This is a genomic window from Streptomyces sp. NPDC057002, from assembly GCF_042673825.1.
Classification (GTDB): Bacteria; Actinomycetota; Actinomycetes; order Streptomycetales; family Streptomycetaceae; genus Streptomyces.
Genome location: NZ_JBHURZ010000002.1, coordinates 541,101 through 552,963, shown reverse-complemented (window position 1 = coordinate 552,963; position 11,863 = coordinate 541,101). Strand labels below are relative to the sequence as shown.

Below are 11,863 nucleotides of genomic sequence, written 5' to 3'. Positions count from 1 at the left end.
TCTCGTGGCCGTGGTCGGTCTGTTCCGGATGGGCCCGGCCGCCGTCTCCCGCCCGGCACGGCGGCCACACCGCTCACCGTGGCGTCAGCGCCGCCAGGGGCCCTGACGCCCGAGGCGGCTCGGGTCCGGGTCGACCAGCTGGGCCGACATGCCGACCATGACCAGCCCGGCCGCGATGAGCAGCCCCTGGGCCAGGGCGATGCCGGAGCCCAGGACGGCCACGCCGAGCGCCAGTCCCCACCAGGCTCCGGTACGCCGGTACTCCCGGGGCCGGGCCGGGCGGCCGGATCGCAGGGCCCGGGCGAATCTGGGGTCCTCCCGCTCGAGTCGTGCTTCGAGGTCGACGAGACGTTCGTCTCCGGACTGGGGCACGGCTTCTCCTTCCCGGAAGAACCCGAACAGCGCTTCGAGGCAGGGCATGGCACGGCCGAGGCCATGGCAGGTCCTGGGGTGTCGGGGCACGTGACGGTGCGGAGGGAGACAGCCCGCCGGTGCGCGGCGCGGCCGGTCTCACCAGGGCTTCAGCTTCTCCCCCCTCCAGCGGCTTCCGCCATCAGGCCCCACCCTCATCCTTCCCGGTGCCCGCACTGTACGAACGCCGTGCCGGGAGGCCGGTGTTCGCCTCGAGGATGGGTGGTGGCACGGATGGCGGCGGGGCCGGGCAGCGCACACGCTGGAGGGATGACGGAGGCGGACAGGTCGGTGGAGGCGGTACGCGGTGCCCTTGTTCTGGCGGATCTTCCTGCTGAACGCCCTGGTGCTGATCACGGCGACCGCGCTGCTGCTGGGGCCCGTGACCGTCTCCACGCCGGTGCTGCTCACCGAGGCCGCGGTGCTGACGGTGGGGCTGGCCGCGATGCTCGTCGCCAACGCGCTGCTGCTGCGGGTCGGGCTCGCCCCGCTCCAGCGCCTGACACGCGCCATGACGACGACCGACCTGCTGCGTCCGGGGCGGCGTCCCGCGGTCGGCGGGCAGGCGGAGGTCGCCGAGCTGATCACGACCTTCAACACGATGCTCGACCGGCTGGAGGACGAGCGGGCCACGAGCAGCGCCCGGGTCCTGTCCGCCCAGGAGGCCGAGCGGCGCCGTATCGCCCAGGAGCTGCACGACGAGGTGGGGCAGACCCTCACGGCCGTTCTGCTCGAACTCGAGCGGGTGGCCGGTCATGCCCCGCCCGGCCTGCTGGAGGAGCTGCGCCAGGTGCAGGAGACCACCCGGGCCGGTCTGGACGAGATCCGTCGTATCGCCCGCCGGCTGCGCCCCGGTGTGCTGGACGAACTCGGTCTGGCGAGTGCGCTGAAGTCCCTCGCCACCGACTTCGGCGGTCCCTGTCTGTCCGTACGGCACCGTCTGGACGCGGATCTGCCGCCGCTGGGCCCGGAGGCCGAGCTCGTCCTCTACCGGGTCGCGCAGGAGGGGCTCACCAATGTCGCCCGGCACGCGCACGCCCGGCACGCGGAGCTCGCCCTGCGGCGGACCGCCACGGGCGTGCGGCTGTGCGTCCGTGACGACGGCCGCGGCACCGGCGACGCGCCGGAGGGGGCCGGCATCCGTGGGATGCGGGAGCGTGCCCTGCTCGTCGGCGCCGACCTCGGCCTGGGCCCCGGCCCGGAGAAGGGCACCGAACTACGCCTGACCGTCCCCGTGCCCGTACGCGATCCCGACCGGAACGGCCGACCATGACCGACTCCCCCACGCGCATCCTGCTCGCCGACGACCACGCCCTGGTGCGGCGGGGTGTCCGGCTGATCCTGGACGCCGAACCCGATCTCACCGTGGTCGCCGAGGCGGACGACGGTGCCGAGGCCGTCGCCCGGGCCCGCGAGCACCGGCCCGATCTGGCCGTCCTCGACATCGCCATGCCCCGGCTGACGGGGCTCCAGGCCGCCCGGGAGCTGTCCCGGACCTGTCCCGGGACGCGGATCCTCATCCTGACCATGTACGACAACGAGCAGTTCTTCTTCGAGGCGCTCGGTGCCGGTGCCTCGGGCTATGTGCTCAAGTCCGTCGCGGACCGCGATCTGGTCGAGGCGTGCCGGGCCACCATGCGGGGCGAGCCCTTCCTGTATCCCGGTGCCGTCGACGCGCTCGTCCGCGACTATCTCGACCGCGCCCGGGAGGGCGGCGCACCGCCCTCCCGGGCCATCACCGACCGTGAGGAGGAGATCCTCAAGCTCGTCGCCGAGGGCCACACCTCGCAGCAGATCGCCGAGCTGCTGGTCATCAGCCCCAAGACGGTGGAGCGGCACCGCGCCAACCTGCTCCAGAAGCTCGGTCTGAAGGACCGTCTGGAGCTGACGCGTTACGCCATCCGTGTCGGGCTGATCGAGCCCTGAGGCCCGGGCCCCAGGCCGAGACCGGCTAGCGCTCGGCCTCGGCGGGCTGGGGAGCGGACGGTACGGGGTCGGCTTGGGGCTCGATGTCGTACGTCGGGGCCGTGCGGCTGGGCAGGAGGTCCTGGGCGGACCGGAGCGCGCGGGCGAGCAGGGCGGAGCGGCCGGCGGCGATGGGGCCGAGGACCGCGAGGACGAGGACGTATCCGGCGATGAACGGGGCGAGACGGTTGTCGAGTCCGGCGCTGGCGGCCATGGCGGCCAGGATCAGCGCGAACTCCCCTCGGGCCACGAGGGTGGTGGCGATCTCGGCGGCGGGCTCGGTGCCGTAGCCGTACACGCGGGCGACGAGGAGTCCGGCGATGATGTTCATGACGACGGTCAGCGCGGCGGCCGCGGCGACCGGGCCGACGACGGACAGGATGTCGCCGGGGTCGATGGACAGACCGAAGGCGAAGAAGAAGATCGCCGCGAAGGCGTCGCGCAGCGGATGCACCAGTTCCCGGATGCGCGGGCCGGAGGAGGTGCCGGCCAGGATCAGTCCGACCATGAACGCGCCGATGGCGTCGGCGACTCCGAGGACCTCGGCGACCCCCGCCACGAGGACCGCCGCGCCGAGGAAGCTGATGACGAGCAGTTCGCTGTCGCGGGTCACGATCAGGCGCCCGGCCAGTTTCGTGCCGTAGCGGGCCGCGGCGGCCAGGACCAGCAGGAAGCCGAAGGCCTTGGCGCCCTGGAGGACCATGTCCCCTACGCCCTGGGCGCCGCTGATGACCGGCTGGAGCGCGGCGAGGTACAGCGCGAGGAAGATGTCCTCGACCACGATGACGCCCAGGATGAGACGGGTCTCCGGGCGGCCGATGCGGCCCAGGTCGATGAGGATCTTGGTGACGATGGCGGACGAGGAGATCCCGAGGACGCCGGCGAGCACCAGCGCCTCCCGGACGCCCCAGCCCAGGGCGAACCCGAAGGCCAGACCCGCGCCGACGTTGAGCAGCAGATAGATCCCGCCCGCGGTCAGCAGGCGCCGGCCGCCGCTCTTGAGGTCGTCGAGGTGGAACTCAAGGCCCAGGTAGAACAGCAGCAGCACCAGTCCGAGCGCGGAGAGCATCTCGAAGTCGTGTGCGTCCTCGACGATGACCAGGCCCGGGGTGTGCGGGCCGAGCAGGATGCCCGCGAGCATGAACAGCGGAATCGTCGGGAGTCCGATCCTGCCGCCGAGGCGGGCGAGGAAGGCGGCGGCCAGGAAGGCACCGCCCATGGCGAGGAGGCTGTCAGCGTGTCCCACGGGTCACCGCCTTCGTGGGAGCGCGGTAGGCGGATCGTTTCACCTTGCGGGGATGGATAGGGGCTCCTCCTTCGGAGGGAACTCTGAACGGGCAGCGTCGTCCGCCTCTCGGCGCATACCGAGGCCGCGGCCATGACAACCGGCACGAAAGCCTCGGCGACGCTGCCACCCTCACACGCACACCGGTGGCGTCACCATCGGTGCCCGCACCCATCTCCGGGCGGGGACGACACCCATCTCCCCGTCATACGCCCCGGTGCTCGATGCCCAGCAGGCTCGCCGCCGCCCGGAAGTCGGCCGCGTGATGGCCGACGGCGAGGGACCAGTGGTGGCCGACGCCCGTGGCGCTCCACGCGTCCACCCATTCGCCCGGATCGCATCCGAAGTCGACACGGCTGGTGGTGTTGCCGATCTCCAGCAGCGGTCCGGGGACGACGGTGCCCTCGGAGGTGACGAAGGACAGGCTGCCATCGGCGTCCTGGCCGAGGCCGAGCAGGGTGACGGGCCCGTGCCGGACGTCGAACTCGACGCTCACTCCCCAGCCGCGCTTGCCGTGGTAGACGCCGAGTCCCCGCAGGAGGGGGTCGCGGGCGCTGACGGCGAGGTGGGCGGGTCCGTCGTGGCCCATCTCCACGACGCCGTCCTCGAAGTCGAGGGCCTGGATCTCGGTGAAGGAGCCGCCGGCGCCGACGCTCTGGGAGGCGAGCTGGGCGACGCTGGTGCGCAGCTCGTACTCGCCGGCCGCGGGAACGCCCCGGGCGGTGAGCAGGGAGGCGCCCAGGATCATGCCGGCGCCGAGCCGCTCGTGCAGCTCGCCGTCGAGCCCGCGGTGGTAGTAGGCGAGGGTGTCGAGCCCGAAGTCCTCGACCAGGCGGTCCAGTGCGACCGACACGGTCGCGCCCCAGGCGAAGTCCTCGTCCACCACGCTGTCGTCGAGGGTGAAGACCTGCCGGGCGAGCGCCATGCGCTCCTTCGTCTCCGCCTCGGTCACGCGCTCCACCCGGTGCCGCAGGTCGTCGAACTCCAGCACCTCCACGTGCGAGCCGAACGTCGTGGCCAGCAGCGTCGGATCGGTCTGCACGTCGAGCATGCCCGGGTACACGTGCCCCATCAGGCCGTGCCGGGCGTGCCGGAGCGCGGCGCGGATGTGCGCGGCCCGGATCCACTGCTCGATGCGCCGCCAGGCGGACTCCTGGCGCAGCCATCCCGAGACCGACCGGAAGGGGATGCCGGCGCGCCGGAAGACGTTGCCGACCTCGGGGACGGAGCACTGGGCGCAGTAGGCCAGCCAGTCACCGGTGTCGAAGGTCGCGTGGTTCATCCGCTCGGTGGGCTGGAGGTCGATGACCAGTACGGGTGTGTGCGAGCGCCGCGCGATCGGCAGCACCATCGACGACGTCAGATACGTCGTCAGGAACAGCACGATCAGATCGCAGTCGGCCCGGCGCAGCAGCTCGGCGGCCTCGGCGCCCTCCTGCGCGTCGGAGACGAATCCGGCGTCGGTCACCTCCGCGTCCATCCCCCGGAACCGCTCGGCGACATAGGCGGCCGACTCCTTCAGCTGCGGAAGGAGGCCGGGGAACTGCGGCCAGTAGGTGCCCAGTCCGCCGGCGACCAGTCCGATCCGGGTGCGGCGCCGGGCGACCGGCGGGAGCAGGTCGTGCAGGGCGGCGGTCCCTACGGCCGTGCGGGTGCCGTCCGGCCCGGTCTCCGCGGTCGTTGCCATGGTCGAAGCTCCTTGTCAGGTCTGCTGCGGCTCAGGTGCTGGGGACAGGCAGGTCCGTTCTGTCGCGCACCGCACCGGAGGAACGCGGCACCAGGACGCGGATGATGAACACGCCCGCGAACGCCGCCACCGTCATACAGGCGGTGATCGTCCAGAGCAGGACGGCCGGGCTGTAGTCGGCGAGGGCGGGGGTGAAGAAGGCGGCGACCGCGAAGACGCCCCGCGACAGGGCGTAGGTCAGGCCCTGGGTGGTGCCCCGGGTGTCGGCCGGCAGCGTGAGCTGCGACCACACCTTGTAGTTCGCCTCTCCGGCGAAGGGGTGGGAGAGCTGGTAGAGGACGAAGAAGACGAGCATGCCGACGAGCGCGCCCGCGGTCAGGGACGCGATGACGAAGGCGAGGATCTGCACCACAGCGGCCACGTGGAACAGCCGGTCGCGCCACGGGGTGTCGGCGACCCGGACGAAAGCGATGGTCAGCAGCACCCCGATCGGGATGAAGGCCAGGTTGATCCCGGTGGCAAGGCTCTGCGAGGCGTCGCTGACGGTGACGAGCAGATAGGTGCCGAACTGGCCGAAGGTGTTGGCCCCCAGGCCCCAGGTGACGTAGAAGACGAAGGTCGCGGCCATCGGCAGCAGAGCGGCGCGCTTCCACAGGTTCTTCAGGGAGATACCCTCCGGCGCTGCCTCCGTTTCGGCCTCTGACGGCTCGTCGGACAGTTTCAGACGGGAGCGGAAGGCCCAGGTGACGAGCGCGGCGACGGCCAGTTGCCCGGTGATGAGCCGGGCCCCGGTCATGCCCGTCGTGGACAGGACGAAGCCGAGGAAGATGGCGACGGCGATGCCCAGCATCCACATGACCTGGGTGAAGGCGACGAGCCTGCCCCGGGCCCAGGAGGGCGCGGCGTCCGAGACCACGGCCAGGGACGTCGGCAGGTCGGCGCCCGCCGCGAGCCCCGCGACGAGGACGCCGATCAGCAGCGTGATGTCGTCCGGGGCCAGCGTGATGACGATCGCGCCGAGGGCGAAGCAGAAGATGTCCCAGTTGTAGACGCGGCGGCGGCCGAAGAGGTCGGCGAGCCGTCCGCCGACCAGGGACCCGACGGCGATGCAGCCGGTGACGATCGCGCTGATCGCACCGGCCATCCACACGCCCATGTCGTAACTGTCGCGGTAGATGGCCAGGTTGACGGAGATGCTGACGATCAGCCCGGCATCGAGATAGGAGGCCATGCCCGACAGGGCGGCGGCCTTCCAGAGCTGTTTGGGGATGGGGCGGGTACCGGCCATGATGCGACTCCGTCGTCTGGTGACATCGCGGTTCCGGGGGGCCTGGTCGCAGTGAATATAAGGCGAGAAAAACGTTGCAACAAGATGTCGCGCGCAGATGTGTGACATGGCGTCGGCGCCGTCGCCACCGTGCACGGTTATGGCGTCACCGTGCCAGGTCCCCTACGGTGAAGATGGCCTAAAAACGTTTCAGGGGAAGGACCGTGTCCGTGATCTCCCCCGCGCTCCAGCGCCTGTTCGACGACCCGCCCCGCGACTTCGGCCCCACTCCCCTGTGGTGGTGGTCGGGCGCGAAGGTCACCCGTGAGCGCCTCGCCTGGCAGTTGCGGGCGTTCGCGCAGGGCGGTGTCCACAACCTCGTCGTGATCAACCTGGCCCCGGCCGGCCCGACGTTCGGTGCCCGGGCCGACGATCCGGCGTGGTTCGGCGAGGAGTGGTGGGCGCGCTTCACCGACGCCTGCGAGATCGCCGCGGAACTGGGCACGCGCCTGTGGTTCTACGACCAGATCGGGTTCTCAGGCGCCAATGTGCAGGGCGGTGTGACACGGCGTCATCCCGAGGCGGCCGGCCGTGCGCTGCGCTGCCATGACGTCACCGTCGTCCGGGGCACGGTCGCCGCCCCTGATGCCGAGACCCCGCTGGCCGCGTACACCCGGCAGGGCAGGCGCCTCGATCTGGCCACGGACGGTCCGGGCCCCGTGGGTGTCGCCGCCGCCGACGGAACCGAGGTGCGGCTCGTCACCACCGTCCCCACGGCGTTCGACTATCTCGACCCGCACGCCGTGGGCCTGTTGATGGACACCGTCCACCACGAGTACGACCGTCGTGTGCCCGAGTACCTGGGCAGCGTCATCGCGGGCAGCTTCCAGGACGAACTGCCGGGCACGAACGCGTGGAGCCACCGCTTCGCCGACGAGTTCCGCGCCCGGCGCGGCTACGACCTGCTCGAGCACCTGCCGGCCCTGTTCGGGACGAACGCCACCGTGCCGGAGGGAGAGATCCGCGCCGACTACTACGCGGTGCGGGCGGAGCTCACCGAGGAGGCCCTGTTCCGGCCGCTCGCCGACTGGCACCGCGAGCGCGGCATGCTGCTCGGCAGCGACCAGAGCCACCCGGCCCGCGCGGGCTACCCGGCGCAGTCGACGCAGATCTACACCGACTACTTCCGGACCCACCGCTGGTACAGCGCCGCCGGGAGCGATCACCACGGTGACGCCAAGGTGCACTCCTCCATGGCGCACCTCTACGGCCACGAGCGGGTGTGGATCGAGGCGTTCCACTCCTCCGGCTGGGGCGGCACGCTGGAGGACACCTACCACTGGCTGCTGCCGTTCCTGCGCAGCGGCGCCAATCTGTACAACCCGCACGCCAGTTACTTCGGCACGGCGGGCGGCTGGTTCGAGTGGGCGCCGCCGTCCACCGACTGGCGCCAGCCCTACTGGAAGCAGTACCCGGCGTTCTCCCGGGCCGTGGCCCGGATCTGCTCGATCATGTCCTGGGGGAGCTACGCGGCCGACGTAGCGGTCCTGCACCCGACCGCGACCATGCAGGCGCTCCTCCCGCTGGACGCGCCGGTCCAGCACTTCGGCGACGGCCGGCTGGGCGACGGCCATGCCGACGCCGACGAGACGCAGCGCCACTACCTGGACCTGTGCGGCACGAACAACTGGCTCGCCCCGCACGTCGGCACCCTGGACCGGCACGGAATCTCCTTCGACGTCGTCGACGACGACTCGGTCCAGCGCGCCAAGGCCACCGACGGCGCCCTGCGCATCAGGGACCTGGCGTACAGCACGGTGCTGCTGCCCTCGGCGAGCGTGCTGGAGGAGGAGACGGCGCGGCGGCTGGCCGAACTGCTCGACGCGGGTGGGCGGGTCGTGGTCGTGGGGCGTCCGCCCGGAACGGCCGCGGGCCGGTCCGGTGACGACGCGGTGGTGGCGGCCCTGCTGGCCCATCCGCGGCTGGAGCGGGTGCGCGACCCGGAGGCGGGTGCGGCGGCGGTGGCGGACGCGGCCGGGTACGCGACCGGTGAGGTGCCGCTGCTCGTCAGGAGGCAGGGGAACGAGGCGGTGGCGCTGGTCACGGCGGCCTTCCCGGAGATCGGCGCGCATCCGCTGCGGACCGACGACCCCTCCCCGGCGGGCGCTGCCGTCGGCGCGACGTCCGTCACCGTGCGGGCCGAGGTCGCCGAGGCCGAGGTCTGGAACCCGGCGACCGGCTCCCGCCGTCCCGCGCGCATCACCCTCTCCGACTCCGCCGACGGCACCGTCTCGACCATCGAGGTGCCGCTGGACGGCGCCCCCGCGGCCCTGGTCGTCTGGCGTGAAGGCCGCCCGGCACCGACGCCGCCGGAACAGGAGTCGCCCGACCGGGTGCTCGACCTCTCGGCCGGCTGGCACGGCCGGCTGATCCCCGCCCTGGACAACACCTGGGGCGATCTGGCCCTGCCCCCGGGCACATCCGTCGACGAGCCGCAGCTCTGGACCATGGAGTGGACCGAGGGCGGGGAGTGGGAGCGGGCCCGGGCCACGTACGGCAACCGGGTCCGTGTCCTGCCCCCGGTGCCCGTCGGCCGGGTGCCCGAGCCGCTGGACGCGGAAGGCGCCGAGCGCGTCGTGGCGGGCGAGCTGCCCCTCGTACCGCCGGACGCGGGCTGGGACCTCGCCGTGTACTCGTCGAGCCGGGGCATCCCGGACCCGGGCGGGCTGCTGGGCCTCAAGGGGATGGTGAACGAGGAGTTCGTCCGCGTGCCCGTGCCGGTCGGCGCGACGGCCGCCCGGGTCCGGACGATCGTGGAGACCGAGCACCGGGGGCCCGCCGAACTGCACGTCGGCGCGGAGGCCCGCAAGCGGGTGTGGTGGAACGGCGAGTTGCTGGACCCCGACGGCGACGGGTACCTGGCGTCCGCCCGGATCACGGTGACCGGCGGCCGGAACGTACTCGAGTACGAACTGTCCGAAGCCCAGAGCCGGCCCTCGACGATCTCGGCCGAGGACGGCACACCGCTGGGCAGCTTCTTCTGTCTCTCCGCGCCGGACGGGCTCGGGCCGCGTCCGCGGTTCATGCGCCCGCCGGACGGTGTGCGGCCGGACGGCGGGGTGACGTACCGCGCGCGGCTGCGGATCCCGGGCGAGGGCGCGCGGGCGGTGCTCGTGGTGGGTGCCGCCTCGGGGGTCACCGTGCTGCTCGACGGGGACGTCGTGGCGCGACAGGAGAAGGTGGAGTACTACGAGGCCGACTGGGGCGCCGTGCCGCAGTTCTTCCGCCACGAACCGGTGCTCGGGGCGGGCGAGCACACCCTGGAGATCGTGTCCGACAGTGCCGACGCACGGGACGCGGTGTTCGTCGATCTGGTGGTGCGGTCCGGGGCCGAGGTGACGGCCCTGGTCAGCGGCGCCGGCTGGGAGGCCCGGACGGGCGGGTGGCGGGGGCGGACCGTCGAGGACGAGCGCAGGCGGGGCGAGCTGCGGCACTGCCACGCCGTGGTACGGCCGCATCCGCTGCCGGACACCGGATGGCTCACCGGCCGGCCGGGGCTCTCCGGCACCGTATGGCCGTCACGGTCCACGGACGACGTCCACGCGGCCCCGCAACGCTTCCGGTTCACCGTGCCGGCGGGCACGGTGTCGCTCGATCTGCCGCTGGCGCTTCCCGCGAGCGTGCGCGTCGGGGACGGCCCCGAATCACCCCTGGACGACCAGCGGCTGACACTGCGTCAACCACTTTTGGCTCCCACGCCGGTCGAGGTGGTCACCCAGCCGACGGCGGTCCTGCGGGGCGGCTCGGCCTGGCGGGGGCCGGTGCGCGTGCGGACCGTACCGGCGCCGCTGCCGCTCGGCGACTGGCGTGAGCTGGGACTGGGCAGTTGGAGCGGCGGCGTGACGTACGCGCGTGCGCTTCAGGTGCCGCCGGGGCCCGATCCCGTCCTGGATCTCGGGCGGGTCCGGGGCAGTGTGGAGGTGTCGGTCGACGGGGAGTTCGCCGGTGAGGCCTTCTGCGCGCCGTACCGTTTCCCGTTGCGCGGTGCCGCCGGGCGTACCGTCCGGGTGGAGGTGACGGTCCGGGGCACGCTGGCGCCGTATCTCGCGGAGGCCACACCGACCGCCTGGGCGTTCGACTCCCAGTTGTCGTCGGGGCTGCTGGGTCCGGTGACGCTGCGGGTGCCGTCCGACGTCTAGTTGCCCGCGGGCGGCCGGGTGGAGTCGCGCAGGACGAGGCCGGGCGCGAAGACGCGGGTCTCGTGGAGGTGGTCCGCGCGGGCCTCGATCTCGTCGAGCAGCATCTCCACGGCCGCCCGGCCGAGGTCCTCGACCGGCTGCCGGACCGTCGTCAGGGTCGTCGCCCCGAAGCTCGCGACGTCGAGATCGCCGTAGCCGACCACCTGCACGTCCTCGGGGACGCGCACGCCCCGCTCGGTCAGGCCCCGGCACAGGCCGGCCGCGAGGAAGTCGTTGGTGCAGAAGACCCCGTCGGGCAGTTGCTCCAGTTCGCGCGCGATCTGCGTGCCGTACGCGACGGTCATCCGCTCGGCGACGACCTGGTCCAGCCGTGCCTCGCGCCGGCTGCGGACGGCCTGCCGGGCGCCCTGGTAGCGGTCGGCGCACTGGCGTATGCCGCGTTCGCCGTTGACGACGAGGATGTCGCGCGCCCCGCTGTCGAGGAGGTGCTGTACGGCGATGCGGCCGCCCGCGATGTCGTCGACGGACGCCGAGCAGCCCTCCCGGTCGGTCATCGCACGGTCGGCCAGGACCAGCGGGATGCCCCGCTCGCGCAGCCGGGCCAGACGCCCCGGGTCGGCGCTGAGCGGCACGACGACCACGCCGACGGCCCGCTGCTCGACGAGCATGCTGAAGTAGCCCTGCTCCCGCTCCGGGGCGTCGCCGCTGTGGCAGAGGACGAGGGAGTAGCCGTGGTCGTAGGCCGCGTCGGCCGCGCCGCGTGCGATGCGCGCGTAGAAGGAGTTGGTCACGTCGGGCAGCACGAGCCCGATGGCGGAGGAGTGGCCGGTGCGCAGACCCGCCGCTCCCGGGTGGGGGACGTAGTCGAGTTCGGCGACCGCGACGCGGACGCGCTCGGCGGTCCGTGCGGTGACCCGCTCGGGCCGGTTGAGCACGTTCGACACCGTGGACACCGAGACGCCGGCGGCGGCCGCGACGTCCTGGATGCGGGCGGGGCGTGCCGGAATGGCGTCCACCCCCTCGCTGTTGCGGCCGTGCGACCAGGCACG

Annotated in this window: 8 protein-coding genes; 3 read left to right on the top strand and 5 right to left on the bottom strand. The window is 72.7% G+C overall.

Annotation, left to right across the window (positions count from 1 at the left end):
• Nucleotides 1-84: 84 nt before the first annotated feature.
• The gene (locus ACFT32_RS10630; RefSeq protein WP_382487980.1) at nucleotides 85-372 is read right to left on the bottom strand and encodes a DUF3040 domain-containing protein; all 288 of its coding nucleotides are present in this window, start codon (nucleotides 370-372) and stop codon (nucleotides 85-87) included.
• A 346-nt stretch (nucleotides 373-718) separates the two neighbouring features.
• Here ACFT32_RS10630 and ACFT32_RS10625 point away from each other — a divergent pair, with 346 nt between their 5' ends.
• Together ACFT32_RS10625 and ACFT32_RS10620 are read left to right on the top strand one after the other, a co-directional pair.
• Entirely contained in the window at nucleotides 719-1,684 is a 966-nt protein-coding gene (locus tag ACFT32_RS10625) for a HAMP domain-containing sensor histidine kinase (protein ID WP_382487978.1), read from the top strand.
• Nucleotides 1,681-2,337 carry a response regulator gene (locus ACFT32_RS10620; RefSeq protein ID WP_382487977.1) on the top strand — a complete coding sequence of 219 codons (657 nt, stop codon included), beginning with the start codon at nucleotides 1,681-1,683 and terminating at the stop codon, nucleotides 2,335-2,337. Before ACFT32_RS10625 ends, ACFT32_RS10620 begins: the two co-directional genes overlap by 4 nt.
• Nucleotides 2,338-2,362: 25 nt before the next feature.
• On the opposite strand, the gene ACFT32_RS10615 is transcribed toward ACFT32_RS10620, so the two are convergent.
• From ACFT32_RS10615 to ACFT32_RS10605, 3 genes are all read right to left on the bottom strand, one after another.
• The gene (locus ACFT32_RS10615) at nucleotides 2,363-3,622 is read right to left on the bottom strand and encodes a cation:proton antiporter (RefSeq protein WP_382487975.1); all 1,260 of its coding nucleotides are present in this window, start codon (nucleotides 3,620-3,622) and stop codon (nucleotides 2,363-2,365) included.
• 244 nt (nucleotides 3,623-3,866) lie between these two features.
• Entirely contained in the window at nucleotides 3,867-5,348 is a 1,482-nt protein-coding gene (locus ACFT32_RS10610) for an arabinose isomerase (protein ID WP_382487973.1), read from the bottom strand.
• 31 nt (nucleotides 5,349-5,379) lie between these two features.
• Complete coding sequence (locus tag ACFT32_RS10605; RefSeq protein ID WP_382487972.1) at nucleotides 5,380-6,636, bottom strand: MFS transporter; 1,257 nt, start codon at nucleotides 6,634-6,636, stop codon at nucleotides 5,380-5,382.
• Nucleotides 6,637-6,845: 209 nt separating this feature from the next.
• Between ACFT32_RS10605 and ACFT32_RS10600 the strand changes: the two genes are divergently transcribed.
• A complete protein-coding gene (locus ACFT32_RS10600) occupies nucleotides 6,846-10,814 on the top strand; it encodes a glycosyl hydrolase (RefSeq protein WP_382488856.1) in 3,969 nt (1,322 codons plus the stop codon).
• Here ACFT32_RS10600 and ACFT32_RS10595 read toward each other — a convergent pair.
• Nucleotides 10,811-11,830, bottom strand: a complete 1,020-nt coding sequence (locus tag ACFT32_RS10595) for a LacI family DNA-binding transcriptional regulator (protein ID WP_382487970.1) — start codon at nucleotides 11,828-11,830, stop codon at nucleotides 10,811-10,813. The genes ACFT32_RS10600 and ACFT32_RS10595 overlap by 4 nt on opposite strands.
• Between the last annotated feature and the right edge of the window lie 33 nt (nucleotides 11,831-11,863).